Genomic DNA, 25,852 nt, shown 5'->3' with positions numbered 1-25,852 from the left:
TCAATAAATACAATTTAGCTATCAATTTAAAAGCTATTTGCTACTTTATTGAGCTATTTTATCATGATTAATGCGATTTATTATCCTGCTTTTAGACCTAAAAAGTATAAAAATATGATTTATTAATTTAAAGTTTTATTTCATACGCATTCTATTATGTACGGCTTGGCTTAATGTATGACTGTCAACATATTCAAGTTCACCGCCTTGTGGAACCCCTTGTGCAATACGTGTCACATGTACAGGCAAATGCTTTGTTGCTTCAACCAAATAATGAGCTGTTGCCTGCCCTTCAACTGTCGCATTCGTTGCTAAAATTACCTCTTTAATTTTACCGTCTGATAACCGTTGTACTAAGTACGGGATACCAATTTCATCAGGACCAATACCATCCAAAGGTGATAGATGCCCACCCAACACATGATACTTCCCTCTAAAACTACCACTTTGTTCAATTGCCATCACGTCTGCTGGAGATTCAACCACACAGAGTAGTTCATCATCTCGCTCTAAAGACAAACAAATTTGACATACTTCATCTTCAGTTAATGAATGACAAATCACACATTCATGAATATGTGTTGTTGCTTCATTTAATGCTTCTGCAAGCCCAATTGCACCCTGCTTATTTTTCATAATCAAATGCAAAGCCATGCGTTGAGCCGATTTCGGCCCAACGCTTGGTAGAATTCGCAGTGCATTTACAAGTTGATCAAAACGATCACTAAACACAAATACGATTCCTTAGAATAAACCAGATAAACCTGGTGGTAAGCCCATACCAGAGTTTGCAGTTTTCATACGTTCTTCAGAAATCGCTTCTGCTTGACGTGCTGCATCATTCATTGCTGCAGCAATTAAATCTTCAATCATGTCTGCTTCGTCTTGAAGAAGTTCAGGATTAATTTCAATGCGTTTAACAACGTTACGGCAAGTCATTGTTACTTTAACTAAGCCACCACCAGCTTCGGCATGAACTTCAGTTTGTGCAAGCTCTTCTTTCGCCTTTTTGATGTTGCTTTCTACTTCTTTCTGCATGCGCTGTGCTTGCTGCATTAACATATTGATGTTCATAAATAACTCCGAACAATCCTTAAATAAGATCTAAACCACGAGAAATATCAGCAATAATATCATCAATATCTTCTAAACCAACAGATAAACGAATCAATCCTTCACGAATTCCTGCAGCTTCTTTTGCTTCAGGCGATAATTTACCATGAGTTGTGGTTGCTGGATGTGTAATTGTTGATTTCGCATCACCCAAATTACCTGTAATTGAAATAAATCGTGTATTGTCGATCACTTTCCAAGCAGCTTCACGCCCACCTTTCACTTCAAAGGAAACAATTCCACCAAAACCTTTTTGCTGTTTTACAGCAAGTTCATGACCAACATGTTCAGGCAGACCTGCATAGTAAACTTTTTCAACTTTCGCATGAGAGTTTAAAAACTCTGCAAGTTTTTGAGCACCATCTGAATGTGCATTCATACGCAGTCTTAAAGTTTCCAATCCTTTTAAGAATGTCCATGCATTAAACGGACTCATTGAAGGACCTGTTGTACGCACATAACCAAATACTTCTTCGAGTAATTTATGATTACCAACAACAGCACCGCCTAAAGCGCGACCCTGTCCATCAATATATTTTGTTGCTGAATAAACAACTAAGTCTGCACCAAACTTAATTGGTTGCTGTAAAACAGGTGTACAGAAGGTATTATCAATTGCAAGTAAAGCATCATTTTCATGTGCTAAATCTGCTAATGCTTGAATATCTGCAACTTCTGCTAATGGATTTGATGGAGATTCAACAAATAAAAGTTTTGTTTCTGGTTTTATTGCATTTTTCCACGCATTCAAATCCGTTAAATCAACAAAATCTACTGCGACACCAAATTTAACAACATATTTTTCAAACAGAGAAACCGTTGAACCAAATACTGCACGTGAACACACAACATGATCACCAGCTTTTAAGAATGACATTGCCACAGCCATAATTGCTGCCATACCAGAACTTGTCGCAACTGCACGTTCTGCTCCTTCCATAGCAGCTAAACGTTTTTCAAACATTGCTACAGTTGGATTGGTAAAACGTGAATAAATATTACCAGGCTCTTGACCAGAAAATTTAGCTGCTGCTTCTGCCGCATTTTCATATACAAATGAGGATGTCAGGAAAATTGGTTCTCCGTGTTCACCTTCAAAACTACGTGTATGACCTGTGCGAATTGCTAATGTATCTACTTGGTATTCAATATCGTCTTGTTGGCTCATTTCTCTGTATCAACCCACAGGTTGCCTTTTGTAAATAATTGCCAACATTTTGAGCGCCTAGCCTGTTTAAGGTCAAGGTTTAAAATCAGCATATTGTTCGGTCTTTGTTCAAACCATCCAATTCATTTTAGAATTTTATTTATAATATTTATGAATATAATTAATATGAGTAATCTTTTTTCAAGGATTTTTCATCGTATTTCAATACAGTTTTATTTTCATTACTTTAAGCTCCAAGTGATTGGTTATGATTAAAGCTTAACAAGCTTTTATTAAATAAAAAACTAACTAAAAGAGTTCTTTCATAAGTCACTTTTTAATCAAACAAGAAGCATAGAACTTGAATAAAAAGACAAGAAGTATAAGGCTTAGGACCTTTTACTGATTAATAAAAACACAATCACAAAAGAGGTCTAATGTCTTACCCCCTGTATTAATATGATTAGCACTATCAAAAACACTAGGAAATGGAATTAAAAGTCAATTAATTCATCAAGATTATTTAAATATAATTAACCCGAATCCTACTTAAGGAAATACAATTCTTATCCGTGATTCGAGTTAATTAATATTTTCACAAAACAATGTTTACATTTTATAAAAATAATGTATAATTTATCACACAAAGAATTAAAATCTAATATTTAGATGCTAATCACACAATAAAAATTTCCCTCCCATTGTTCTCGTAACAATGGGATTTTTTTATTTAAATTACTATCTTTCTCATAAAAATTTAAATAAAAAAATTCCTATCAACATTCATTGATAGGAATTCACTAACTATTAGTAAAAATCTATAACCTTTGGGGTGGGATTATAGACTGAGTTTGATTTACCAAACTACTTGAAAAATACTATTCATTATTTCTGAATATAATGAGTATTTTATGTATCGCCAATGTAATTTTCCTCATCAATCACGTTATAAGTTTCATATACAGACAAATATATACTGAAGTTTTAATGCTCAGTTTTAAATAATGGGTGAGATGCTTTATACATTCTGAGTATTTTTTGTTCATTTTCTGTAAAAGCTTTATTTTCCTCTCCCCATGTTGGTTTCCTTGTATCAAAATCAGAGTTTTTTAAAAACCAATCAGAAATAATTCCATATATAAAAGTGTTATCAGCAAAAATTAATTTTGCCTGTTTCTTATCTTGAATATTTATATAAATTTTATGCGTTGGCAAACAACCCGTTGTGCCAATTTTTGTATATCGATATTCATATAACTCATTCATAAAAATAGTTTTTCTAAGCAATCTTTTGCTATATTTATACTATATCAATCAATAAAAAACTAACTTTAAAAAAAATACTTACATGACTAGAATAAATAGAAATACACTAAGCAAGTAATTTACTATTCTAGATGAGACTTAGCTATACTATAAAAATTATTAACATAGTTATAAACTAATAGACTCCTGCTCATCAGCATATTCTTGATCTAAAAGGTAATCATATTCCAAGAAATGATCATCATCATTTTCTTCAAAAAAATTAGAATTCTCTATATATATTTTTGCTGTAGTACTGTATTCAATTTCCTTATCTTTTACTAAAATAATCCATGACATTCCCATAACTACAGCAAATAAACTAAGTGCTATATTTTTTAACATCACAAAATTCTATTAAAAATTGAGTGAAAATTATAATTAATTACACAGAATTTTATAAATACAAAATATTTATCAACTTATTTATACAAACTATTAAAAAGTACTCTTTTAAATAATTCAAAAAATAATCATTACTATAAACTAGTAATTAACTCACTTATAAGAGCTATTGACTATTCATCTATTACTTATAAAGGATAAGTTTTAGAATTTTCTTTTTTTAGATTTTTAATTTATTCACTGATTACATTTTATTACCCAGAATTACACTATGGTTTTTTTAATAGAGTTAATTGAAAAATAGGAATAAGTAGCAGGTTTATACAAGAATATGCAACTCAGTCTCTTTCTTCAGTAAAATCCAGCTAATCCTACTTAAAGCCTAATTATTCTATAATAATGAGCAACACTAAATTTAAGGTATTGCTCATAGAAACATGGCTATAATTTTATAATTTCCCCTACCATGTGTGGCTTTTTATTTTTCAGACTTTGAATCAAAATATGCGTAACATCTGCTTCTTCAGCTTTTAAAAACTGAATATCCGAAGGTAAAAATATAGGTAATCTAAAAAAAACATCCGCTTTATATTTTTCAGGCAATGCTAAGCTAGATAATGCTTTTGCATTACTCCACATTCCATGAGCAATGGCTTGCTTAAAACCAAAAGCTTTTGCTGTTACAGCATGAATATGGATTAAATTAAAATCTCCAGAAACTAACGCATAACGTCTACCGGTATTTTCTGAAACATACCAATCTGCAACATTTTTAAAATCTGACTCTAAAACTTCTGATTTTTTATTCACTGAGCTTTCTGTCATTTTTTGGCGTGATAAATATGTTGTCAAACCTTCCATCACAACTTCATTACCTACTTTCGCAACTGTAATAAAATCAAATTGCAAACCTTTATCGTGTGGTTCTAAATCACCAAATTTACAAGACAAAGTTAAAGTTTCATTTGTACCAATATTCCGATATTGCGTAACTTGATTACGAATATGTACTAAACCTAAAATTGCAAAAGGAAAAGCTTCCTTTGCCATCATATGCATTTGTAAGCTTTGTGATTGTACCGCTAAATAAATTGCGGGAATATAACCATTATTTTCAAAACCACAAACGTCATTATATGCCTTTAAATGATCTTGATTAACCTGAAATGAATCCACAATATATTCAGCCTTAGGTAAAACCTTTTTAGCTGTCTGTTTTTTAAAGACCAAACCTTTAATAATTTTAGGATAAGCTAAATATGGTTTTGGAAATTGAGCAAAATGGCGAATATTCATACTAAAACCTGTTTATTTAAAATTAACGGATAGATGAATCATCATCCATCCTGCTCTATAAAATAATGATTCAATACCGAATATTGAAATCAAATCTAGAAATTTTAAGCACCTAGCAAGCTTTGACCACATACACGTACAACATTACCATTTAATCCAGATGATGCAGCCGTTGCAAATAATGCAATTGTTTCAGCAACATCTACAGGTAAACCACCTTGACTCATTGAATTCATACGGCGTCCCGCTTCGCGAATTGCAAATGGAATTGCAGCCGTCATTTGTGTTTCAATAAATCCAGGTGCTACAGCATTGATCGTAATACCATTATGCAAAATTGGTGCCGTGAATTTCACCAACCCAATTACACCTGCTTTAGAGGTTGCATAATTTGTTTGTCCTAAATTACCTGCAATACCCGAAATAGATGAAACACATACGATACGACCATTTTCATTTAAACCATCATGAGAAAGTAAATAATCATTTACTCGTTCAATCGCAGATAAGTTAATATTAATAACTAAGTCCCAAAGTTCTGGTTTCATATTTGCTAAAGTTTTATCACGCGTGATACCTGCATTTTGTACAATAATATCTAAACCACCATATACAGCCGCAGCTTGTTTTATTTTTTCACCAGCATCTTCCGCTGTAATATCAATTGCCAGTGTTGAACCACCTATTTCATTTGCCACACGATCTAAATCGGCTTGTTGTTGTGGAACATCTAAACAAATAACATGAGCACCATCTCTTGCCAATACATGCGCAATTGCCTCACCGATTCCACGGCTTGCACCTGTAACTACTGCTGTTTTACCGGCCAATGGCTTTGCCCAATCAACATCAACAACTGCAGCCTTAGAAACTTGAATAATTTGACCAGACACATAAGCTGAACGCGCTGAAATTGAAAATCTTAGGGTAGATTCCAAGTTTTGTTCTGCACCTTCATCTACATAAATTACATTAGCAGCAATTCCTTTTTTAAATTCTTTTGCAATTGATTTGACAAAACCAACCAAAGCACGTTGAGCAATTGCTTTTTTCACGGTTTTTGCTGTTTCTGGTGTTATTCCCAATACAACAATACGACCAGAATTTTGAATTTGTCGTGCAATTGGATTAAAAAAAGCATAAAGCTCATTTAACTGTTCTGAGGTTTCTATTCCTGATGCATCAAAAATAACAACCTTATACTTAGAAGTATGCTCATTAATAACATTTAGAGTTAAACCAACTTTGGCTGCAATTTGTTGAAGTTCTATATTATTACCAACATAGCTATTCGCATGAATATTAGCTAAAACTTGCGCAATTGAAGCAGATAAAGTACTTGAAGATGCTGCTCCAATTAAAACACTTCCCTTCACCACAGGTGTTGCAGACTCAAAACGCTCTAAAAATGTTGGTGATGGCAAACCCAAGTTTTTAATGACAAATTTACCAATAGGTGATTTTGCAAATGCTTGATATTGGTCAGTCATAATCATACTCTCTTAGATAAGTTAATTTTTTGAATGGTCTAAAGTTATTGTTAAACTTCAATATGATGTTTAAATGTTTTAATTCAATAGCACCATTCGTTTCGAATAAATCATACTTGAGTTATAGTCGATATGTCTTGACCTGAATGCATACAACACTGTCATTGTAGTCAATTGAGCATAGATAATAGTATGATAATGTACATAATTAAAAGATGCCTAATACGCTTGGATATCATTTATGAGCACAAATAACCAAGAAAACTCAACTGTAGATAAAACTGAGTCTCCATCTTCGTCAAACATGACTAAAGCAAAGCCTCGTATAACTAAAAATGCAAATACTGCATCTCATACAAAGACGCAAACTAAAGCTGCATCGACAACCGTTCGAAAAAGAACATCATCAAGCAAAATACCTTCAACTTCTAAAACTTCCGATCAACAGGGTCATAACATGAGTCAAAATACAATCCGTCGCGTTGCGATTATTGGTGGTAATCGCATTCCATTTGCGCGTTCTAATGGTGCATATTTTTCAGCGTCGAATTCAGACATGTTAACTGCTGCATTAAATGGTTTAATTGAGCGTTATAATTTACAAGGTCAATGTCTTGGGGAAGTTGTCGCTGGTGCTGTTTTAAAGCACAGTCGTGATTTCAATATGACTCGTGAATGCGTACTCAATACCGAACTGGCTCCAGAAACTCCTGCTTATGATCTTCAACAAGCATGTGGTACAGGTTTACAGGCAGCTTTTCTAGTTGCGAATAAAATTGCTTTAGGTCAAATTGATGTCGGAATTGCAGGTGGTGTAGATACAACCTCAGATGCACCCATTGCACTGGGTGATAGTTTACGTAAAGCACTACTTAAACTTAATGTTGCAAAATCTGCTAAAGATCGTTTAAAAGCATTATCTAAAATTAATTTCAAAAAACTCATGGAAGCACCAAGAAATGGTGAGCCACGTACAGGTCTTTCTATGGGTGATCATCAAGCAATTACAGCACTTGAATGGGGAATTTCTCGTGAATCTCAAGATGAGCTCGCAGCTGCTTCACATCAAAAAATGGCAGCTGCTTATGAAGAAGGTTTCTTTAATGACCTTATCACCCCTTTCTTAGGCTTAGAACGTGATAATAACTTACGTCCAGATTCTACCGTAGAAAAACTTGCAAAACTTAAGCCTGCTTTTGGTAAAGGTGATGCACGTACCATGACTGCAGGTAACTCAACACCATTAACCGATGGTGCATCTTGTGTTTTATTAGCATCTGAGGAATGGGCTAAAGCAAATGGTCATGAAATTTTGGCATATTTAAGCTTTAGTGAAACGGCTGCTGTTGACTTTGTGGGTAAAAAAGAAGGTTTATTAATGGCGCCAGCTTATGCCGTTCCCCGTATGCTTGAGCGTGCAAATCTTAAACTACAAGATTTTGATTATTACGAAATTCATGAGGCATTTGCATCTCAAGTGCTTTCAACACTAAAAGCGTGGGAAGATCCAAAATTCTGTAAAGAACGTTTAGGATTAGATGCACCACTGGGATCAATTGATCGTGATAAGTTAAATGTTAAAGGTTCATCCTTAGCTGCTGGACATCCATTTGCAGCAACTGGTGGTCGTATTCTTGCAACAGCAGCAAAACTCGTAAATAAAAAAGGTTCTGGTCGTGTCCTTATTTCAATTTGTGCTGCAGGTGGACAAGGTGTGACTGCAATTGTTGAAAAATGATTAGCTCAATAAAACAAAAGCCACGTTTTTACGTGGCTTTTTTACGATTATCATTACTTCAATAACTGAAGAATGGCTTGAACAGGATCTTCGCTATTACCCGACAATAGTTTTTTATGCATCGTCATATGTTGCATGACTTGTATTTGGCTGGTTTCACCATTCATCAACAATTCAATTTCATAGGCTAATTTTTCAGGAGTTGCATCCTTTTGAATGAGTTCAGTAATAACCTTTTTACCCGCAATAATATTTGGTAAGGAATAGTATTGAATTTTTACTAATAACTTTACAATTCTATAAGTTAGCCAATTAAGTTTATAGAAAGTCACCATTGGTCTATGCAATAGCATTGCCTCTAAAGTTGCCGTACCTGAAGCTAAAGCAATAATATCTGCAGCATTCATCACTTGTCGGCCAATTTTTGACTCTGTTGATGTATTATCCATCAAATGAATCTTACTTTTTAAAGCATCTGGGTACTCTGCAATTAATGCTTCGATTTGTTGTTTCCTCGCATCATTAATGGCAGGAATTAAAAACTGATAATTTGGAAATTTTTCCGCAACCAATTTTGCAGCATCCAATACCAAAGGACCAAGTTTTTCAATTTCACCACGGCGACTACCAGGTAATAACGCAATATATTTTTGTTTTGGATCTAGGTTTAATTCTAGTTTTGCATTAGTGAGTGAATTATCTAATGGTAATTGACTTGCTAATGGATGCCCTACAAAAGCAGCTGGTACATTCCATTGTTTAAAAAATGACTTTTCAAATGGGAATAAGCAAAGTACAAGATCAATTGATGCTTTAATCCCATGTACTCGTCCTTGACGCCAAGCCCATACAGAAGGACTTACATATTGTACAGTTTTAATTGGTAATTGTTTTTGTTTTATTGCTTTTGATAAACGTAAATTAAAATCTGGCGCATCAATACCAATAAAAACATCTACAGGTTTTTTACTCCATGCATCAACCAATCCATCTCGTACAGCAAATAAACTTTTGATATCTTTTAAAACTTCAACAATCCCCATGACAGATAAAATATCCATCGGATAGTAACTATTAAATCCTTCTTCTATCATCTGAGGACCACCTATTCCCTCAAATTCGGCATCAATTCCTTGCTCACGAAAACTACGAATCAATTTCGCTCCAAGTGTATCACCTGAAACCTCTCCAACAACGATTCCTATTCTCAACTTCCGATTTTGCAAGTCCAAATCCTCAAAATGTATATCCATAAAAGATTAGCATATTCGCACTTAAAAACCGTAGTTTCTTCGTCTTTGGAGTAAAAAATCAAATAATATTAAAAATTCAAAAAAATAACCTGTTTCACTTTTTCAAAATTCAAATGTGTATATAAAAAGAATGTAATTTTAACATTCCCCCTATTTTCTATATCTTTTTTTGGAATAAGTAAATCATTAATCAAGACAACTCTTTATATTTAAAAGTCATAACATATGCGTGTTTTTTCATATTTGACATATATCGATGTTTGGTCCAATTGAGTTTATTTTAGCAGGCGTTTTAGTTGGTTTTTGTGTAGGAGTTACAGGTGTTGGTGGCGGTTCACTGATGACCCCAATATTAATTACCTTATTCCGAATAGAACCACATATTGCAATTGGTACAGATCTTTTATACGCAGCTATTTCAAAATTTTGTGGATCAATTGTTCATGCTAAAAAAATGAATATTGTTTGGCCTATTGTTATTTGGCTTGCCATCGGTAGTATTCCTGCTTCTTTTGCTACACATTGGGTATTAGATAACTATCTTAGCCAATCAACACATTACAAAATGGTACTGACTGTAGTTCTCGGTTTTATGCTGACACTAACTGGTATTTCTATTATGTTTCGTGGATATATCGAAAAATTATTTGAAAGATTTCGTAAAACAAAAAACAGTGAAATTTTACAAGATGAAAATACAATTCGCGAACAAGCTAAAAATAAACGTGTATACATCATTTTTATGGGAATTATTTTAGGTATCTTCGTCACATTGTCTTCTGTAGGTGCAGGTGCATTTGGAATTATGGCATTAATTTTAATGTTCCCCAACTTACCAATGATTCGTATTATTGGTTCAGATGTTGTTCATGCTGTTTTATTAACATTAGTTGCCGGCTTAGGACATATGTCTTCAGGTAATGTTGATTTTTCACTTTTAGGATGGTTACTTTGTGGCTCAATCCCAGCTATTATTGTAGGTACTTTAATTAGTTCCCGCTTACCAGAAAGATATATTCGAAAAATTTTAGGCGCAACACTCTTTGCTTTGGGTATAAATTTTATTATTAATCCTGTTAAATCTAAACCAATAACGAATGAGACAGCTCAAATCAAACATATCACTGAAGTAAAACAAGCATAAATTAATGAATGGCTTGGACTACTTATAATTCAAGCCATTATCTTGCTATATGAAAAATACATCATTAAATCAATTTATTTTTACTTTAAAATTCCGATTCATGACTTTTTTTTGATTGACGTATTGCTCTTTTTTATAACAAATAAGCAATATATTCATGTTATAGTCGGTCTATGAAATAATCTTGTATAATCAAACCAGTGACGGCAATGAATACTTTACAGTCAAATTCTATTACCCAAAATGATATCGATGATGTGAATGTACAAAGCATTCAACCCTTGGTAACTCCAGCACAATTAAAAACAGAGTTACCACTGACTGAAGCTGCTTATCAAACTGTACTCAAAGGTCGTGAAACCATACGTAACATCTTAGATGGTAATGATAAACGTCTATTTGTTGTTATTGGGCCATGTTCAATTCATGATGTAAACGCAGCGCATGAATATGCAGATCGCTTAAAAATACTAAGTGAAAAAATTAAAGATTCTATTTACGTCGTTATGCGTGTTTACTTTGAAAAACCACGCACTACGGTTGGTTGGAAAGGTTTAATTAACGATCCTGATATGAATGATTCTTTTAATATTGAAAAGGGTCTTCGTTTAGGTCGCAAACTTTTATTAGAACTTAATGAAAAAGGTTTGCCATGTGCAACTGAAGCACTTGATCCAAACTCACCACAATATTATCAAGACTTAATATCTTGGTCTGCAATCGGTGCACGTACAACAGAAAGTCAAACTCACCGTGAAATGTCTTCGGGCTTATCATCGCCTGTAGGTTTTAAAAATGGTACAGATGGTGGATTAACTGTTGCCACAAATGCAATGCAGTCAGTACAACACAGTCATAGCTTCCTTGGTTTAAATGAAAATGGTCAAGTATCCGTGATCCGCACCAATGGTAACCCTTATGCACATGTTGTTTTACGTGGTGGTAATGGTAAGCCAAACTATGATGCAGGCTCAGTGGCTGAAGCTGAAGCTGCTCTCGCTAAAGCTAAAGTTAGTAATAAAATTATGATTGATACTAGCCATGCAAATTCAAATAAAGATCCATTCCTACAACCATTAGTTTTAAAAAATATCACTGAACAAATTTTAGATGGTAATAAATCAATTGTAAGTATTATGGTTGAAAGTCATCTTAAAGGCGGTCGCCAAGATATTCCAACTAATCTATGTGATTTAGAATATGGTAAATCTGTAACAGATGGCTGTATTGATTGGGACACAACAGAAAAAGTACTTTTAGAAATGCATGAAGCATTAAAAGATGTTTTACCTCAGCGTTAATTAAAGCAAAAACGCCATCGTCAAGATGGCGTTTTTATTTTATAGTCTCTAGGTAATATATGGAAAGTGTCTACATTATGAATGATATCGAACATCATCTAAGCCAAATTCAAAATTTCCAGTTTATTCACGAACATCTATTTACTTCTGGACAACCTTTTGCAGAACAGTTGCAATATATCAAAGAATATGGTGTTAATACCATCATTAACCTCGCATTAAACGATGCAAATCCTCATTTAGAAAATGAAGATCGTATTTGCTTAGAACTGGGTTTGGAATATATTCAAATTCCTATTCTTTGGGATCAACCATCTGATGAGCAATGCCTTTTAGTTCTCGACTTAATTCATCACCTTATTCAAGAAAAAATGGTCTGGGTGCATTGCGCAAAAAACTATCGTGTCAGTAGCTTAATGTATTTATATCGCCAATATTATATGAATATAGATATGCCGACTGCACAAGAATTAATGCATCAAATTTGGGAGCCTGATGAGACTTGGACAGGTCTTATTCATGCTGTAGCTTTACAACTCCAAGGTCGAAAAGCTACCCAAGAGTTACAAAATGATCTTCATCAAATAGATGATCATTTGGAATGAGAAATTAGTACTGTTGCAGTTGCTAGAATTCCTTCTTTACGACCAGTAAAGCCTAACTTTTCAGTTGTTGTGGCTTTAATACTAATTTGAGTCACATCAACTTCTAAAACATTTGCAATGCTTTGACGCATATCTAAATTATATGGTGCTAACTTAGGACGCTCACAAGCAACCGTAATATCGGCATTATTCAATACATATCCGCGATCTAAAATAAGACAATATACATGTTTCAGCAATACACGGCTATCTGCTCCTTTAAAGTTAGGATCAGTATCAGGAAAATGTTGACCAATATCACCTAGTGCCAAAGCGCCCAATAATGCATCACAGAGTGCATGTAAAATAACATCGCCATCTGAATGTGCTTTTAAGCCATGTGTATGTGGAATTTGAATACCAGCTAAAGTGACAAACTCACCTTCTTCAAATGCATGAACATCTATACCTTGTCCAATACGAATTTGTTGAATCATGCGCAATTCCTTGAGAAAATAGTCATTCAAATGTTGTATTCATGCTTTCTATTTAGATATAGTTAAAGCAGCGAAATAGAGTGAAAGTATAAGCGATCATGCAGTTAAAAAAAGAAATTAATCTGATTAAAACGATTTGTTCTATCTTTGGCTTAGGATATATGTTCCTATCATCGGTAACTGCCCAAGAATTAGATTGCTCATCACTAAAAATAGTTTGCTCAACTGATTTTCAAGAGCAAAAGAAAAAATTAGAAACCCAAGCAACCACAGCATATATTGTGACAGATGCGCCACTTCACCTCTTACAAGATACTCAAATTATTTGGTTAAATCGTTTACAGCGCTGTAAAAGTATTTCATGTTATCGACAACAATTAGATAGTCGTATAGATCAACTTAATTTTTTTTCTTCACTGAATCAAAGTCTAACCCAGCACTACTTAAAAGTTGAAAATGGTTATTTAGTAACAAAAAATCCAATTCACATACAAGTTCATCAATTAAGTAAAAATAATATTAAAATTGAAGGTACCGCATATTTAAATCCGAATAATAAACCTGAAAAACAAACTTATTCATTACTCGCTTATTCAACTCCTGAAGAAAAAGTAGAAATCATTAACAATAATAATGATTGTAAATATGCAGTTAAATATACAAAAGCATATATTATAATGAAATCAGTTAGGAAAGGATGTGAGTCTTTCAACGGCATTTACCGACTTTATGATTAATCTTAAAAAACTACTCATCAACACTTTTGCCAATTTTTTTTAATCAGTTAGTCTCTAAATCCTTTCTAAATAAGTTCAATATTTCAACAAAAATGAGCAATCTCGCCAATTTATACGGTTCAAAACATAAAAAAGGGGGAATTTCTCATTAATAAATAAGACATCAACCCAAAGTTGTTTTTATCTCCAAAATCACAATCAAGCTCATTTTTAGATGTTTTCTAACAGAATACTAGTTTATATTTCATCAGCTATATAAATATAAACAACATAAAGACATTAGAAATTTATATATACAGTTAAACTAGAACAACTAATGTAAGCCCCATATATATGATATTTATATATTTTTAGACCCCAAAAAAAACCACAGATAGAATTCAAATTACTTTTAGATCAGCACATTAATTATTTAAATAAAACACGACAATGTAGATACCCTATTGTTTTATATTGTTTTTAAAATTAGGTACTAAAATCAAAAAAAGTAAAAAACAAAAATAATGATAAACAAATCACACTTTTAAACACATATTAAACAAAGTTTACATAAAGTAAATGTATAGATTTAGCCAATTATTTTAAAATGTAAAAATGAATAATAAATTTTACATTTGGTATCTTTTAACATTGCCACTTCCTTGCAAAGTTCTCATTATATACCAACATTTTGGCCCCTATGTTCCATGTCATTTTAAAGAATTTATAAATAAAAGAATGGGATTTTATGCCATAATAAGCAAATTTTGCAGACATCTTGCAAATAATATTGCAACTTTCAAACTGGAGCGAACCGAATGAGTGCAACCATTTTGGTCATTCATGGACCTAATTTAAACTTGCTAGGCATGCGTGAACCTGAAGTATATGGTTCCCTAACCTTAAAAGATATAAATCAGCAACTCATTCAACAAGCAGCGAATTTATCAATTGAATTAGATACATTTCAAAGTAATTGGGAAGGTGCGATTGTAGATCGCATTCACCAAGCACAAGAAGAAGGTATTCAATTTATTATCATCAATCCTGCTGCATTAACTCATACATCTGTTGCAGTACGTGATGCGTTGCTCGGTGTCGCAATACCATTTATTGAAGTTCATTTGTCTAATGTACATGCACGTGAAGCATTTAGACATCATTCATATCTCTCAGATAAAGCAATTGGTGTAATTTGTGGCCTTGGTGCAAAAGGATATGCAGCCGCTCTCGATTTCGCTATTGAAAAAATTAACTCTTCTATAAAATCTTAAATTAGGAATACTGTCTCATGGATATTCGTAAAATCAAGAAACTCATCGATTTAATGATTGAGTCTGACTTACAAGCGATTGAAGTAAAAGAAGGCGATCAGTCGATTGCTCTTACACGTCGCAATCCTGTTGTAGCAGCAGCTGTTCCAACAATGCCAACGCCTGTTGCAGAAGCTCCTGCTGCTGCAAAAACTCCACGTGGTGCTGTTGAAACATCACCAATGGTTGGTGTCTTTTATGCTGCACCAAGTCCTGGCGAAGCACCATTTGTTAAAGTAGGTCAAACTATTTCTGCTGGTGAAACCTTGGGTATCATCGAAGCAATGAAAATCATGAACCCAATTGAGGCAACTCAAAGTGGTGTTATTGAAGAAATTTTAGTTAAAAATGGCGATGTAATTCAGTTTGGTCAACCATTATTCCGTTATCGCGCCTAATACCACGGGGACTCACAATGTTGCAAAAAGTTTTAATTGCAAACCGTGGTGAAATTGCTCTTCGCATCACCCGTGCTTGCAAAACTTTAGGAATTAAAACCGTTGGTATTTATTCCGATGCCGATAAAGATTTAATGCATCTGCGTTTCTGTGATGAAGCCGTATGTATTGGTCCTGGAGCAAGTAGTGAAAGCTACCTAAATATTCCAGCAATTATTACAGCTGCTGAAGTGACTGGTGCAGATGCTATTCATCCTGGTTATGGATTTTTATCTGAAAATGCAGAATTTGCAGAAATTGTTGAAAATTCTGGCTTCATTTTCATCGGTCCTCGTCCTGAACATATTCGTCTAATGGGAAACAAAGTTTCTGCCATTACTGCAATGCGTAAAGCTGGTGTTCCAACTGTTCCAGGTTCAGCACATGCTGTTACACCACAAAATGCTCTTGCAGAAGCTAAAGAGATTGGCTTTCCACTTATTGTGAAAGCAGCTTCTGGTGGTGGTGGTCGTGGTATGCGTATTGTTGAACGTGTAGATACACTACTTGAGTCTGTTCAAGCAGCACAACGTGATGCTGAAATGTGGTTTGGAGATGATACGGTCTATATGGAACGTTTCCTACAAACTCCTCGTCATGTAGAAGTTCAAATTTTGGCAGATGGTAATGGTCATGCCGTTCATCTTTATGATCGTGACTGCTCTTTACAGCGTCGCCATCAAAAAGTACTTGAAGAAGCACCTGCTCCCGGCTTACCAGAACAAGCACGTGCTGATATTCTAAAAGCTTGTGTTCATGCCTGTGAATTGATGCAATACCGTGGCGCTGGTACATTTGAGTTCTTATTTGAAGATGGTGAATTCTTCTTTATTGAAATGAATACTCGTGTTCAAGTTGAGCATCCTGTAACAGAAATGGTGACAGGGATCGATATTATTGAACAACAATTACGTGTAGCTGCTGGGCTTGGTCTAAGCATTACTCAAGATGATATTAAAGTTCAAGGACATGCTATTGAGTGCCGTATCAATGCGGAAGATCCAACTACTTTCTTACCATCACCAGGTAAAATTGAAAGCTTCTATGCTCCAGGCGGCGCAGGTATTCGTTTAGATTCACACATTTACCCTGAATATAGTATTCCACCTTATTATGATTCAATGATTGCAAAACTCATTGCTCATGGTAAAGATCGTGAAACTGCTATTGCACGTATGCGCCAAGCGCTAGATGAAATGATCTTAACAGGTATTAAAACTAATATTCCTTTACATAAAGATTTAATCTTACAAGATCCAAATTTCTGTAAAGAAGCAATGGATATTCACTACCTTGAAAAACACCTACTTAAACAAGTAGAAGGTCATTCTGATAAAGTATAAAGTATAAAAAGCCGCGTTAATCGCGGCTTTTTAAGTTAAAAAATAAATCAGATATAAAACAGAGCATCCTAAGCTATATTCATTTACGGCAATACGCGATTTAAGGTCGCAAAACATTCGTCAGGTCTTTCAGGATTACAAAGCTCTATTGATTTTGGATTTTTCCATTTCACACTATACTGTGATAATTCATCAGACTGATCAACTTGATTTCCTGAACAATCCATTTCATTATTATCGTAATTTACATGCAAAGTTAAAATATTTCTTTTATCATCAAAATTAACCATTGGCTCATATTCATAAAAACCTGTTGTCCATTCTTTATCACTTTTCACTACAAATTCATTATTACTTTTAAAATTATAGTACTCAGTACACTTCTTTTGATTATCTATACTCATTCCCCATAACCCAACGATCTCAGGTTTTAAGGAAATTCGTACAGTATTCACTGAAGGTTGAAATTGGTTAACCGTCTGTTCCGAATCTGCCTTTTCACCATAAACATAAGCAGAAAGACTTAAACACACAATAAATGGCATTATAAATTTTTTTTTCATATCTAACTTAGACAATTCAAATCTTTTGTTAACGTTATCATATTTTAAAAAAACAAAGAATGAATTATACAAATCAGAACAGATTTTTTTATTTAAATTCAAATTTTTACTTTTTAAATAATTAATAATTCAAATAATTCAATACGCAAAAATACAACTACATTTATACTAATTTTTTATTGGGTATTAAGCCTATAAATAGTACGCCCAACAATGGGCAGTGAACTGCACCTTTTTATTTAAATTCGCTCACCCAACCTAACAGCTTAATCTTATCATCTAACATTGATTCAAACTCAAAAGGTGACACATAACCGAGAGCACTACGTATACGCTTTTTATTGAACTAATCCGCCCAATTTAGGGTCGCAAGTTGTACATCCGCTAAGCCTTTCTAGTCTGCTTTTAAATATTCAATCACCTCGGTTTTGTATAAACCATTTACCGTTTCGGCCAAAACATTATCGTATGAATCACCTGTCATACCGACTGATGTCCGTAAATTTGCTATTTCTAAATGATTGATAGCGAACAGAAAGATATTCCTGATACCTCTACACTATAAAGTCTCCAACAAACCCAGTAGGCTCACTACCCATTGCTCACATTCTTTTTCAGTATCTCTAGTGGCGCCAATTCTTTGCCCATTAAATATTAGTTCTATACGGAAAGAATTGCCACGTTTTCTAGGTTTTGGAATCTTCATATTTGGCGTAAATTTCTTTTCATTTTACGAAAAAAGCTGTAAAAACAGTCAAAATAAAAAGTATTTATTGTAATTTTAGACATAAAAAAGCCACCATATAAGGTGGCTTTATCAATACAACTTACTGTTAAATAAATAATTATTTCTTAACAGAAGCTTCAGTTGTAATATTTACAGTAATCTTATCGCCAACATTTGGAACATATGCACCTACACCAAATGCAGAACGATCGAATGAAGTTGTTGCATTAAAACCAATTGTTTCAGCTTTTGACATTGGATGTACTGCTTGTTTATTTAACACAGCATCTAGAACCACAGGTTTAGTCACGCCTTTTACAGTAAGATCACCAGTAATTTTGAATTTCTTTTTATCTTTTGTTTCTACTTTCGTGCTTTTAAACGTAATTGTTGGATATTTAGCAGCATCGAAAAAGTCTGCTGTTTGTAAATGCTCATCTAGAGCTTGTACGTTTGTATTTAAGCTAGAAAGAGGAATAGTTACATTAACAGAAGAGTTTGCTGGAACTTCTTCATCGACATTAATTACACCTTGAATGTCACTAAAGTTCGCTGATGGTGTAGAAAAACCAAAATGATTCCATGAAAAAACTGTTGCTGTATGTGTTGGGTCAATTTGATAAGCAACTGGTTTTGCAATAGAAACTGTAGTCAATGTTGTTACTAGCAAACCTAAAGATAAAGTTTTAAAATTCATATTATAATGCCCTGTATTCAATTGTTTAGCGAGTATAATGGACGTACTTTTAAAAAAAAGATTACCCATAAAACAGAATGTTTCATTAATGAAACGATAAAGTAATATTCTTTTAAACCACTTCCTTTTAGTAAAAAATTGCATAATTTTTAACACATTTTATGTTTAGCCATCATAGCCTAAAATATTATTTGAAATGTTATTTTTTTTATCTAATCTAGTCATAGACATATAATTTTTAAAACTATTTATAGACCTTTATTTCCTTTTTCAAATTGTATATAACATTCTGTTGATATAGAGATTATGATTCTATGACACCATCACAATCTTTAAGCTAAATCACCAAATATATTTTAACTATTTCTTTAAAACCATTATTTTGATCTAATCAATTTGAGTATGTATTTTAGAAAAGTTAAATTGGAAATAAAGAAACATCAAAAATAGGACAAGACAATGACTCAAACAGTTGCTTTTATTGGATTAGGGGCTATGGGTTATCGAATGGCTGCTCACTTAACAAAAAAGTTTGAGACAGTTTATGTATGGAATAGAAACTTTGAAAAAGCTAAGAAACATGAACAATCTTTTGGTACAAAAGCAGTTGATTTAAGTATTGCAGTACAAGCCGATATTATTTTTTCTTGTTTACCCACAAGCCATGAAGTTGAAACTATTATTAACTCACAGCAATTAAAAGAAGGTAGCATTTGGGTAGATTGCACTAGCGGCGTACCAGAGTCAGCAAAAAAACTTACTCAACAACTTAAAGATATTGGTGTAGATTTTTTAGATGCTCCTGTTAGCGGACAAACAATTGGTGCAGAAAATGGTACCTTAACCGTTATGATTGGTGGTGATAAATTTGCATTTGAACGTGCATTACCTGCACTACAAACTTTTGGTTCTCTTGTTAAACATGTCGGTGAATCTGGTGCAGGGTTTGCAGTTAAAGCGATTAATAATATGTTACTTGCAGTTAACCTATGGACTGTTGCAGAAGGTTTTACCACACTAAAAGCTCATGGTGTCGATTTAAATGAAGCCTTAGAATGTATTAATGCATCTAGCGGTAAAAGTGGCGTAACAGAAAATGTTTTTGCCCAACGCGTTTTAAATCGTTCTTTTCCTCTTACTTTTGCTCTACCCCTACTTGCTAAAGATGCAGGTATAGCAATTGATTTGGCTCGTGAAGCAAAACTACCCTCGCCTGTATTATCCTTAGCGCAAAACTTAATTCAAGCAGCCAATTTAGCATCAGAAGGTGAAAATGATTTTTCTAGTGCTATTAAATTGTATGAGTCTTGGAGTAAGATTACACTTAATTAGGCATATCTCAGAATAACCTGCAGAATGTATACCCCACTGATGGGCATGTCTAAACAAATAAACATCGAGGGTAAATTGATGAATAAACTTACAAGCATTATGCTGACTTGTTGCTTAACAATAATTGGATTGAATAGTGCATTTGCCTCGGAAGCAGAATGTAAAAAGCTTAAACAAGATTCAGATGTTATTTATGCGGCCAAAGGTTTCTGTTTTAAAGATCCTGATACAAAAGCGCGTTTCAATAATAATTCAGATTGCTATACCACTAAGCCCAAATTTTCTGATGCTGAACAAGCTCGTTTAGAGCAAATCAAAGCTCGTCAAAAAGAACTGCAATGTAAATAACAGAGATTCTGTTACACAACGAAAAGGAGTAATCATGGCTTACGATGATCAAAACATTTTTGCAAAAATTCTTCGTGGAGAGTTACCAGCAATTAAAGTTTATGAAGATGATCAAGTGCTTGCTTTTATGGATATTATGCCTCAAGCAGATGGCCATACTTTAGTTATTCCTAAATCACCTGCTGAAACGTTAATGGATTTAGATCCTAAAGCGGCTACATATACAATTCAAATTGTACAAAAAGTTGCAAAAGCTATTGAAAAAGCTTTAGATGCGAAAGGTATCGTTTTAATGCAACTCTCTGGTGCAGCTGCAGGTCAAACTGTTCCACATGTACATTTCCATTTAATTCCTAGTTCAGTTCATGATTTAGGCAAGCATGCAGTACAAATGGGTGATCAAGAAAAAATTAAAGCGTTGGCTGAAAAAATTAAAGCAGCACTTTAAACTAGAAAAAAGGAGCTTCGGCTCCTTTTTATATTTAAACAGTCAATCAATCAATTTCTGTTGTGACACAATAATTCCATTATTGTCAGCGTATACATAATCATTTGCTTTAAATGTAACAGAGCCAAAATAAAGCGGAATATCGACTTCGCCCATATCTTTACGATTACTTTTTTGAGGAATAGCAGCTAAAGCATGTACACCTAAATCCAGTTGTGCGATTGCATCAACATCACGTACACAACCATAAATAATCACACCATTCCAATGATTTTTTACAGCAGATTCGGCAATCATATCTCCCATCAACGCACAACGCATTGAAGCACCACCATCAACGACCAATACTTTACCCGTACCGTCTGTTGCCAATAGTTCTTTTACTCTAGAGTTATCTTCAAAACATTTTACAGTTACAATTTGTCCATAAAAGCTTTTTCGACCACCATAACTCTGAAAAAATTTACCATCTAATGATGGAATCAGAACTTGTATATCCAAATCAGGATAATTATCAAGCAAATCACATGTCACAAATATCGATGACATCTTATTTCCCTATTTAACTTTTGAGTGCTCATAAACTAGCATAATCTAAGATATTTCTAATAAAATTCCGACTAGACTTCGACTATTGTATTAACTAAATTAAAGATTATATATCAACAATTTATGACGAAAATCAATTCACTCCACCCTATTAACTATTTCTGTGCTTTCATAAAATCGTATAGTTTCTGATTGCTTCTGAGCTACATGAAGTAGCATACTTGCAACTTGCTGTGCTGTTACTGGTTTATATTTAAATGTTCTTGGAATATAGCTTGAAAAGAGTTCATAAATTTTCTGCGTAGCATCTTCTAACAATCTTTTTTCAGCACGCTGACCTAAAAGTAAAGATGGTCTAATAATTGACGTTTTGTATAAGCACAATTGTAAAATATGCTGTTCTAACTCACCTTTTACACGATTGTAAAAAAATTTTGATTGCGGATCAGCACCTATACTACTTACCAAAATAAAGTGAGTATCCTTTAGTTCTAATAAATCAGCAAAATGAGCATTGATTTCAAAATCTGTATGATAGAATTTTTCTTTAGATCCTGCTTTCTTTAAAGTTGTTCCCAAACAACTAAATGCATGATCAAAACCAGCGACATCTTGATCATTTAAAAGTAAAAAATCATCCAGCACATATTGTTGCACTTTATTTAAATATTGTAATGCTAAATTTTCATGTCTCACTATAGCCGTAATTTTTTCACAACTTTCCAATTCATTTAACTGTTTAAGTAGTTCTAATCCCACCAAACCTGTTGCACCAATGACGATGACATTTTTAATTGATTTAGTCATTTTTTAACCATTCTCGTACGTTATATACTAATCTAACGTTTTCTTTAGAATTTTTCTGCATCTAAAATGTTGTCAAAGCATGTCAAGACTTGACTTCATGGCTTAGATTAATCACAATATGCCACTTGTTTACGGGCTGGTTTATAAGTTCTTCTGATGTTGGTTTTCAGATGTAATTGCAGCCCGCCCAGACCAATCTAATTCAAGGAGTGCACGAGTGGCAAACTCTGCTCAAGCTAAAAAACGTGCTCGTCAAAACGTTAAAGCACGTAAACACAACGCAAGCTTACGTTCTATGGTTCGTACTTATATCAAACGTACTATCGCTGCTATCGCTGCAGGCGACTATGCTGTTGCATCTGAAGCGTACAAAACTGCTGTACCTGTAATCGATCGTATGGCTGATAAAGGCATCATCCATAAAAACAAAGCTGCTCGTCATAAGAGCCGTTTAAACGCACAAGTTAAAGCATTAGCTAACTAATTTGTTGCAATAAAAAAAGCCCTTTATGGGCTTTTTTTATACCTATTCATTTAACAAATAGAATAATTTTATTTAATCTTTTTTAGTCAATTCCCTATTATTTTTATGGTATTTTACATTTAATTCATTTCTATAATTTGGAATAAAAAGATGATCAATAAATTTTTACCAAGCCTAGATAAATTTCAAGATGCCGAAAATCAATATATAGAATATTTTTCATCCAAAGGTGAAAAAGATATTTTAGGTCGCATTATTTCAAATATGAAAGGCACTGCTGAAATTCAAGCTTCTCAAGGTGTAGATGCTTGGTTAGCTTATGGTGTTTATTTACCTGCTGTAGAAAAAATTATGGCACTACATCATGGCGAAAACGAGGAAGTATTCTACTCTCGAACAGGATACCCTAAAGAAATTGTTGAAGCATACACCATACCTGAACATGAAATTGCAACGCTAATTGCTGCAGATAAGTACAGTAGAATTCACCAACAAAGTGTACCAGTTAATACAAGTATTTGGCCTTTAAATGATGATGGTCTTAGTATAAATTTATTAGATTTTAAAAATCGAACTAAAGCAAAAATTTAATTTTAGACTATAATAATGAACTTTTTATAGATATTCTCTTTTTTGAAAATCTCGTATGGAAAGTTCATTCTTTTTTCCTCTCCAAATCCATTTTAATTTTGATTCAGAAAATACATCTCCTTCAAACCATACAAAGAGTCCTTCCATCATCTGTGGCCAGTCTTCTTTATTTACAGTATTTTGTCCTGAGATAATTGCTAAAATTGCAACGATAATCGTATCATGACTCACTGCCAAGCTAAGACCATTCATCTGTGTTGGGTGTGTATTATAAATAAGCTCTAGCACATCAACAACGCCATGTATTGGGTGTTTCATCCCTGGTAATGCATTCTTTACAAAACTATTAATAAAACCTAAAGCACCCTGTTTTTGGAAATATGGTCCTGCTTGTTGAATATCTAGGACAAAACTTCCCGGCTCTACAAGCAACCCCTGCTCAACAATTTCAATATAATGAGTATGTTTTTCAGTACCATATCGGTCTGCTCCTTCAATCATTAAAGCAGCAGTATCTACACAACGCTGAATCGGGCTTGAAATACAATGTTCAATGACACGATCTGTATTTTGTATTAAAAAAGCTCCCCATTCATATGCTAAATCACGTCCATCACTAGTCAAGTGTAAGTCATAACCAGCTAAACCTTGCCCCTCAACAACTTCACGAATGGAATGTCTCGTAAACAAAGTCACTGGTGTACGTGAATCTGGCAATAAGTCCATTGCCTTTAACATGCTATCAGGAAGCAGATTAAGTGCCATAATTAGAATAATTTATGAATTTAATTCACTATAGCATGAACTCTGTATTTCACTTAGTTTTCTACGACATAAGTTCTAATACATTAAATGCTAAATGCTTCATTTCTATATTTCTATACGCAATGAACCCATGATTTAAAAAGGTATTTCTTTGGTTATAATAAAATGGCTCACCTTTAAGACTGACTAATCCACCATTAACTCGCTCTAATAAACATTGTCCTGCGCTTGTATCCCATTCACATGTTGGATGAAATCTTGGATAAAGATCAATTTTATCTTCAAGCATCATACAAAATTTATATGCACTTCCTGCTTTATATGTTTTAAATTTTGCAACCTGTTCTAATTTATTTAAAAATTCTTCATATTGTGGCTTTTGTTGACTACTCTGACTCAATCCAACAGTAACTTGAGAAGAATTTCGTTCTGAAATATCAATAAAACTTGCCCATTCTTTATTTTGATAATTATATTTTAGAGGTGCCCCAGATTCAGGTGCAATATACACTGTAAATTCACATGGAATTGCTAAAACAGCAAATATTGTTTGACCATTCTCAACAATACTTAAATTAATTGTAAACTCAGGCCGTTGATGCAAAAATTCTTTAGTCCCATCTAAAGGATCGAGTAACCAAAATTTATTCCATTTCTTTTCCTGTGTTTGTTGTATTTCTTCAGATAAAATAGGCAATTCTGAAATTTGACGTAATTGCTCAATGATATATTCATTAACACGATAATCAGCTTGTGTCACAGGTGACTTATCTGATTTATGTTCAACTATAAACCCTTTTCCAGCACAGTAATTTTGATACTCTAAACGCAAAATTTCACTTGCTTGTCCTATAATCAACAAAATATCTTCAAGCAGTTGACTTGTGCTTGGTCGTGGTTTAACAATAAACATAGTTTTAAAAACCAACTAAAATGTATAAATTCAATATAACAAATCAAAATGTGAATTTTAAGCTTCAAATATTTAGTTTATTATTTCTACACCAACCTAGCGAACAAATACAAAAATACTGTAAGAGTTGAAAAGGCTTAATTTATTAAATAATCTTTACCCTTTTATGCATTGTCTTCAGTAACATTATCAGTAAATCTCGAATCATTAAACTTACATGATGGTACGTCAATGGTTTGAGCATTCATTGAGTGTTCTTCTAGTTTTTTACTATCAACAGCCATAATCCATGTCATACATATGACTGCATAGAATAAAGTTATAGCAATTTTTTTTAATAACATACATTTTGCCTCATACACTTGACATATTACACAAAAGTATTCTCATAAAGAATAATATATCACGTTAAATAATATTTTTTAGACTTTTATTGTATTATTCAATAATTTAAAATTATAAATAAAATATAAATCATTGATTTTATAAAAATTAATTTTTTCAAAAATGATCTATCAGCTCTTAAATATTTGCTAAGAATTTCATCTACTCACTCCTAGCAAATAGAGTCAATTTTTAATATATTTTTACCAAGATTTTAAATAA

Annotated in this window: 29 protein-coding genes and 2 pseudogenes; 13 read left to right on the top strand and 18 right to left on the bottom strand. The window is 33.3% G+C overall.

Annotation, left to right across the window (positions count from 1 at the left end):
• Window positions 1-135: 135 nt before the first annotated feature.
• From recR to AOY20_RS10470, 7 genes are all read right to left on the bottom strand, one after another.
• The gene (recR, locus tag AOY20_RS10500; RefSeq protein WP_054581815.1) at window positions 136-732 is read right to left on the bottom strand and encodes a recombination mediator RecR; all 597 of its coding nucleotides are present in this window, start codon (window positions 730-732) and stop codon (window positions 136-138) included.
• Window positions 733-744: 12 nt separating this feature from the next.
• Entirely contained in the window at window positions 745-1,074 is a 330-nt protein-coding gene (locus AOY20_RS10495) for a YbaB/EbfC family nucleoid-associated protein (protein ID WP_054581814.1), read from the bottom strand.
• Window positions 1,075-1,093: 19 nt separating this feature from the next.
• On the bottom strand, window positions 1,094-2,281 hold the full coding sequence (locus tag AOY20_RS10490) for an O-succinylhomoserine sulfhydrylase (protein ID WP_054581813.1): 1,188 nt from the start codon (window positions 2,279-2,281) through the stop codon (window positions 1,094-1,096).
• 963 nt (window positions 2,282-3,244) lie between these two features.
• Window positions 3,245-3,526, bottom strand: coding sequence for a hypothetical protein (locus AOY20_RS10485; protein WP_054581812.1), 282 nt, complete (start codon window positions 3,524-3,526; stop codon window positions 3,245-3,247).
• Between the two features lie 168 nt (window positions 3,527-3,694).
• Window positions 3,695-3,910 (bottom strand): hypothetical protein, encoded by a 216-nt coding sequence (locus AOY20_RS10480; RefSeq protein ID WP_054581811.1) that lies wholly within the window; start codon window positions 3,908-3,910, stop codon window positions 3,695-3,697.
• A 441-nt stretch (window positions 3,911-4,351) separates the two neighbouring features.
• Window positions 4,352-5,206, bottom strand: a complete 855-nt coding sequence (locus AOY20_RS10475; protein ID WP_054581810.1) for a MaoC family dehydratase — start codon at window positions 5,204-5,206, stop codon at window positions 4,352-4,354.
• Between the two features lie 104 nt (window positions 5,207-5,310).
• The gene (locus tag AOY20_RS10470) at window positions 5,311-6,696 is read right to left on the bottom strand and encodes a 3-oxoacyl-ACP reductase (protein WP_054581809.1); all 1,386 of its coding nucleotides are present in this window, start codon (window positions 6,694-6,696) and stop codon (window positions 5,311-5,313) included.
• 241 nt (window positions 6,697-6,937) lie between these two features.
• Here AOY20_RS10470 and AOY20_RS10465 point away from each other — a divergent pair, with 241 nt between their 5' ends.
• Window positions 6,938-8,434 carry an acetyl-CoA C-acetyltransferase gene (locus tag AOY20_RS10465; RefSeq protein WP_054581808.1) on the top strand — a complete coding sequence of 499 codons (1,497 nt, stop codon included), beginning with the start codon at window positions 6,938-6,940 and terminating at the stop codon, window positions 8,432-8,434.
• 53 nt (window positions 8,435-8,487) lie between these two features.
• Here the strand turns inward: AOY20_RS10465 and lpxB are convergent, their stop codons facing one another.
• Window positions 8,488-9,660, bottom strand: a complete 1,173-nt coding sequence (gene lpxB / locus AOY20_RS10460) for a lipid-A-disaccharide synthase (RefSeq protein WP_054582588.1) — start codon at window positions 9,658-9,660, stop codon at window positions 8,488-8,490.
• Between the two features lie 283 nt (window positions 9,661-9,943).
• Here lpxB and AOY20_RS10455 point away from each other — a divergent pair, with 283 nt between their 5' ends.
• From AOY20_RS10455 to AOY20_RS10445, 3 genes are all read left to right on the top strand, one after another.
• On the top strand, window positions 9,944-10,831 hold the full coding sequence (locus AOY20_RS10455) for a sulfite exporter TauE/SafE family protein (RefSeq protein ID WP_054581807.1): 888 nt from the start codon (window positions 9,944-9,946) through the stop codon (window positions 10,829-10,831).
• A gap of 209 nt (window positions 10,832-11,040) precedes the next feature.
• Window positions 11,041-12,132, top strand: a complete 1,092-nt coding sequence (locus tag AOY20_RS10450) for a 3-deoxy-7-phosphoheptulonate synthase (protein ID WP_054581806.1) — start codon at window positions 11,041-11,043, stop codon at window positions 12,130-12,132.
• Window positions 12,133-12,209: 77 nt separating this feature from the next.
• Window positions 12,210-12,737 carry a protein tyrosine phosphatase family protein gene (locus AOY20_RS10445; RefSeq protein WP_054581805.1) on the top strand — a complete coding sequence of 176 codons (528 nt, stop codon included), beginning with the start codon at window positions 12,210-12,212 and terminating at the stop codon, window positions 12,735-12,737.
• Here AOY20_RS10445 and ispF read toward each other — a convergent pair.
• Window positions 12,725-13,213: a 2-C-methyl-D-erythritol 2,4-cyclodiphosphate synthase gene (gene ispF / locus AOY20_RS10440; RefSeq protein ID WP_054581804.1), complete on the bottom strand. Its 489-nt coding sequence runs from the start codon at window positions 13,211-13,213 to the stop codon at window positions 12,725-12,727. The two genes, AOY20_RS10445 and ispF, sit on opposite strands and share 13 nt — an antisense overlap.
• A 98-nt stretch (window positions 13,214-13,311) precedes the next feature.
• Between ispF and AOY20_RS10435 the strand changes: the two genes are divergently transcribed.
• From AOY20_RS10435 to accC, 4 genes are all read left to right on the top strand, one after another.
• On the top strand, window positions 13,312-13,950 hold the full coding sequence (locus AOY20_RS10435) for an A1S_1983 family putative colistin resistance protein (RefSeq protein WP_054581803.1): 639 nt from the start codon (window positions 13,312-13,314) through the stop codon (window positions 13,948-13,950).
• Window positions 13,951-14,747: 797 nt separating this feature from the next.
• Complete coding sequence (aroQ, locus tag AOY20_RS10430; protein WP_054581802.1) at window positions 14,748-15,203, top strand: type II 3-dehydroquinate dehydratase; 456 nt, start codon at window positions 14,748-14,750, stop codon at window positions 15,201-15,203.
• Window positions 15,204-15,220: 17 nt separating this feature from the next.
• Window positions 15,221-15,640, top strand: a complete 420-nt coding sequence (gene accB / locus AOY20_RS10425; protein WP_054581801.1) for an acetyl-CoA carboxylase biotin carboxyl carrier protein — start codon at window positions 15,221-15,223, stop codon at window positions 15,638-15,640.
• Between the two features lie 17 nt (window positions 15,641-15,657).
• On the top strand, window positions 15,658-17,022 hold the full coding sequence (gene accC, locus AOY20_RS10420) for an acetyl-CoA carboxylase biotin carboxylase subunit (protein ID WP_054581800.1): 1,365 nt from the start codon (window positions 15,658-15,660) through the stop codon (window positions 17,020-17,022).
• A gap of 83 nt (window positions 17,023-17,105) precedes the next feature.
• Here accC and AOY20_RS10415 read toward each other — a convergent pair whose 3' ends face one another.
• The 4 genes and pseudogenes from AOY20_RS10415 to AOY20_RS10410 all read right to left on the bottom strand — a co-directional run bounded on the left by AOY20_RS10415 (window position 17,106) and on the right by AOY20_RS10410 (window position 19,009).
• Window positions 17,106-17,567 carry a hypothetical protein gene (locus tag AOY20_RS10415; RefSeq protein WP_227510334.1) on the bottom strand — a complete coding sequence of 154 codons (462 nt, stop codon included), beginning with the start codon at window positions 17,565-17,567 and terminating at the stop codon, window positions 17,106-17,108.
• A 253-nt stretch (window positions 17,568-17,820) separates the two neighbouring features.
• Window positions 17,821-18,130, bottom strand: a pseudogene (locus AOY20_RS14535) (integrase core domain-containing protein); the annotation flags it as partial.
• Between the two features lie 23 nt (window positions 18,131-18,153).
• Window positions 18,154-18,291: pseudogene (locus AOY20_RS14940) on the bottom strand (site-specific integrase); the annotation flags it as partial.
• Between the two features lie 139 nt (window positions 18,292-18,430).
• Window positions 18,431-19,009 (bottom strand): YceI family protein, encoded by a 579-nt coding sequence (locus AOY20_RS10410; protein WP_054581798.1) that lies wholly within the window; start codon window positions 19,007-19,009, stop codon window positions 18,431-18,433.
• 459 nt (window positions 19,010-19,468) lie between these two features.
• Here AOY20_RS10410 and AOY20_RS10405 point away from each other — a divergent pair, with 459 nt between their 5' ends.
• The 3 genes from AOY20_RS10405 (at window position 19,469) to AOY20_RS10395 (ending at window position 21,137) form a co-directional block, all read left to right on the top strand.
• The gene (locus AOY20_RS10405) at window positions 19,469-20,341 is read left to right on the top strand and encodes an NAD(P)-dependent oxidoreductase (RefSeq protein WP_054581797.1); all 873 of its coding nucleotides are present in this window, start codon (window positions 19,469-19,471) and stop codon (window positions 20,339-20,341) included.
• A 78-nt stretch (window positions 20,342-20,419) separates the two neighbouring features.
• Window positions 20,420-20,689, top strand: coding sequence for a YARHG domain-containing protein (locus AOY20_RS10400; RefSeq protein ID WP_054581796.1), 270 nt, complete (start codon window positions 20,420-20,422; stop codon window positions 20,687-20,689).
• Window positions 20,690-20,723: 34 nt separating this feature from the next.
• Entirely contained in the window at window positions 20,724-21,137 is a 414-nt protein-coding gene (locus tag AOY20_RS10395) for an HIT family protein (protein WP_054581795.1), read from the top strand.
• Window positions 21,138-21,179: 42 nt separating this feature from the next.
• Here AOY20_RS10395 and rraA read toward each other — a convergent pair whose 3' ends face one another.
• Complete coding sequence (rraA, locus tag AOY20_RS10390; RefSeq protein WP_054581794.1) at window positions 21,180-21,686, bottom strand: ribonuclease E activity regulator RraA; 507 nt, start codon at window positions 21,684-21,686, stop codon at window positions 21,180-21,182.
• Window positions 21,687-21,824: 138 nt separating this feature from the next.
• Window positions 21,825-22,493, bottom strand: a complete 669-nt coding sequence (locus AOY20_RS10385) for a Rossmann-fold NAD(P)-binding domain-containing protein (RefSeq protein WP_054581793.1) — start codon at window positions 22,491-22,493, stop codon at window positions 21,825-21,827.
• 217 nt (window positions 22,494-22,710) lie between these two features.
• Here AOY20_RS10385 and rpsT point away from each other — a divergent pair, with 217 nt between their 5' ends.
• Both rpsT and AOY20_RS10375 read left to right on the top strand, forming a co-directional pair.
• Window positions 22,711-22,977 (top strand): 30S ribosomal protein S20, encoded by a 267-nt coding sequence (gene rpsT, locus AOY20_RS10380; RefSeq protein WP_054581792.1) that lies wholly within the window; start codon window positions 22,711-22,713, stop codon window positions 22,975-22,977.
• A gap of 150 nt (window positions 22,978-23,127) precedes the next feature.
• The gene (locus tag AOY20_RS10375; RefSeq protein WP_054581791.1) at window positions 23,128-23,568 is read left to right on the top strand and encodes a hypothetical protein; all 441 of its coding nucleotides are present in this window, start codon (window positions 23,128-23,130) and stop codon (window positions 23,566-23,568) included.
• Between the two features lie 24 nt (window positions 23,569-23,592).
• Here the strand turns inward: AOY20_RS10375 and AOY20_RS10370 are convergent, their stop codons facing one another.
• The 3 genes from AOY20_RS10370 to AOY20_RS15085 all read right to left on the bottom strand — a co-directional run bounded on the left by AOY20_RS10370 (window position 23,593) and on the right by AOY20_RS15085 (window position 25,542).
• Window positions 23,593-24,333: a histidine phosphatase family protein gene (locus tag AOY20_RS10370; protein ID WP_054581790.1), complete on the bottom strand. Its 741-nt coding sequence runs from the start codon at window positions 24,331-24,333 to the stop codon at window positions 23,593-23,595.
• Between the two features lie 61 nt (window positions 24,334-24,394).
• Complete coding sequence (locus tag AOY20_RS10365; protein WP_054581789.1) at window positions 24,395-25,246, bottom strand: 3'(2'),5'-bisphosphate nucleotidase CysQ family protein; 852 nt, start codon at window positions 25,244-25,246, stop codon at window positions 24,395-24,397.
• Between the two features lie 164 nt (window positions 25,247-25,410).
• Window positions 25,411-25,542, bottom strand: a complete 132-nt coding sequence (locus AOY20_RS15085) for a hypothetical protein (RefSeq protein WP_257720058.1) — start codon at window positions 25,540-25,542, stop codon at window positions 25,411-25,413.
• Window positions 25,543-25,852: the final 310 nt, after the last annotated feature.

This window comes from Acinetobacter equi (assembly GCF_001307195.1).
Lineage (GTDB): Bacteria > Pseudomonadota > Gammaproteobacteria > Pseudomonadales > Moraxellaceae > Acinetobacter > Acinetobacter equi.
The sequence above is the reverse complement of the archived record's forward strand: the minus strand, read 5'-3'. Positions and strand labels throughout refer to the sequence as shown.

What these genes read in the sequence shown, in the direction of transcription:
- AOY20_RS10465 (WP_054581808.1), top strand. Translation starts at nt 6,938, where the DNA reads ATGAGCACAAATAACCAAGAAAACTCAACTGTAGATAAAACTGAGTCT.
- AOY20_RS10370 (WP_054581790.1), bottom strand. Translation starts at nt 24,333, where the DNA reads ATGGCACTTAATCTGCTTCCTGATAGCATGTTAAAGGCAATGGACTTA.
- AOY20_RS10475 (WP_054581810.1), bottom strand. Translation starts at nt 5,206, where the DNA reads ATGAATATTCGCCATTTTGCTCAATTTCCAAAACCATATTTAGCTTAT.
- aroQ (WP_054581802.1), top strand. Translation starts at nt 14,748, where the DNA reads ATGAGTGCAACCATTTTGGTCATTCATGGACCTAATTTAAACTTGCTA.
- AOY20_RS15085 (WP_257720058.1), bottom strand. Translation starts at nt 25,542, where the DNA reads ATGACATGGATTATGGCTGTTGATAGTAAAAAACTAGAAGAACACTCA.
- AOY20_RS10455 (WP_054581807.1), top strand. Translation starts at nt 9,944, where the DNA reads ATGTTTGGTCCAATTGAGTTTATTTTAGCAGGCGTTTTAGTTGGTTTT.
- AOY20_RS10485 (WP_054581812.1), bottom strand. Translation starts at nt 3,526, where the DNA reads ATGAATGAGTTATATGAATATCGATATACAAAAATTGGCACAACGGGT.
- AOY20_RS10445 (WP_054581805.1), top strand. Translation starts at nt 12,210, where the DNA reads ATGAATGATATCGAACATCATCTAAGCCAAATTCAAAATTTCCAGTTT.
- AOY20_RS10480 (WP_054581811.1), bottom strand. Translation starts at nt 3,910, where the DNA reads ATGTTAAAAAATATAGCACTTAGTTTATTTGCTGTAGTTATGGGAATG.
- AOY20_RS10395 (WP_054581795.1), top strand. Translation starts at nt 20,724, where the DNA reads ATGGCTTACGATGATCAAAACATTTTTGCAAAAATTCTTCGTGGAGAG.
- AOY20_RS10375 (WP_054581791.1), top strand. Translation starts at nt 23,128, where the DNA reads ATGATCAATAAATTTTTACCAAGCCTAGATAAATTTCAAGATGCCGAA.
- ispF (WP_054581804.1), bottom strand. Translation starts at nt 13,213, where the DNA reads ATGATTCAACAAATTCGTATTGGACAAGGTATAGATGTTCATGCATTT.
- accB (WP_054581801.1), top strand. Translation starts at nt 15,221, where the DNA reads ATGGATATTCGTAAAATCAAGAAACTCATCGATTTAATGATTGAGTCT.
- accC (WP_054581800.1), top strand. Translation starts at nt 15,658, where the DNA reads ATGTTGCAAAAAGTTTTAATTGCAAACCGTGGTGAAATTGCTCTTCGC.
- AOY20_RS10490 (WP_054581813.1), bottom strand. Translation starts at nt 2,281, where the DNA reads ATGAGCCAACAAGACGATATTGAATACCAAGTAGATACATTAGCAATT.
- AOY20_RS10415 (WP_227510334.1), bottom strand. Translation starts at nt 17,567, where the DNA reads ATGCCATTTATTGTGTGTTTAAGTCTTTCTGCTTATGTTTATGGTGAA.
- AOY20_RS10365 (WP_054581789.1), bottom strand. Translation starts at nt 25,246, where the DNA reads ATGTTTATTGTTAAACCACGACCAAGCACAAGTCAACTGCTTGAAGAT.
- AOY20_RS10405 (WP_054581797.1), top strand. Translation starts at nt 19,469, where the DNA reads ATGACTCAAACAGTTGCTTTTATTGGATTAGGGGCTATGGGTTATCGA.
- AOY20_RS10400 (WP_054581796.1), top strand. Translation starts at nt 20,420, where the DNA reads ATGAATAAACTTACAAGCATTATGCTGACTTGTTGCTTAACAATAATT.
- AOY20_RS10435 (WP_054581803.1), top strand. Translation starts at nt 13,312, where the DNA reads ATGCAGTTAAAAAAAGAAATTAATCTGATTAAAACGATTTGTTCTATC.
- AOY20_RS10385 (WP_054581793.1), bottom strand. Translation starts at nt 22,493, where the DNA reads ATGACTAAATCAATTAAAAATGTCATCGTCATTGGTGCAACAGGTTTG.
- AOY20_RS10450 (WP_054581806.1), top strand. Translation starts at nt 11,041, where the DNA reads ATGAATACTTTACAGTCAAATTCTATTACCCAAAATGATATCGATGAT.
- AOY20_RS10410 (WP_054581798.1), bottom strand. Translation starts at nt 19,009, where the DNA reads ATGAATTTTAAAACTTTATCTTTAGGTTTGCTAGTAACAACATTGACT.
- rraA (WP_054581794.1), bottom strand. Translation starts at nt 21,686, where the DNA reads ATGTCATCGATATTTGTGACATGTGATTTGCTTGATAATTATCCTGAT.
- AOY20_RS10495 (WP_054581814.1), bottom strand. Translation starts at nt 1,074, where the DNA reads ATGAACATCAATATGTTAATGCAGCAAGCACAGCGCATGCAGAAAGAA.
- AOY20_RS10470 (WP_054581809.1), bottom strand. Translation starts at nt 6,696, where the DNA reads ATGACTGACCAATATCAAGCATTTGCAAAATCACCTATTGGTAAATTT.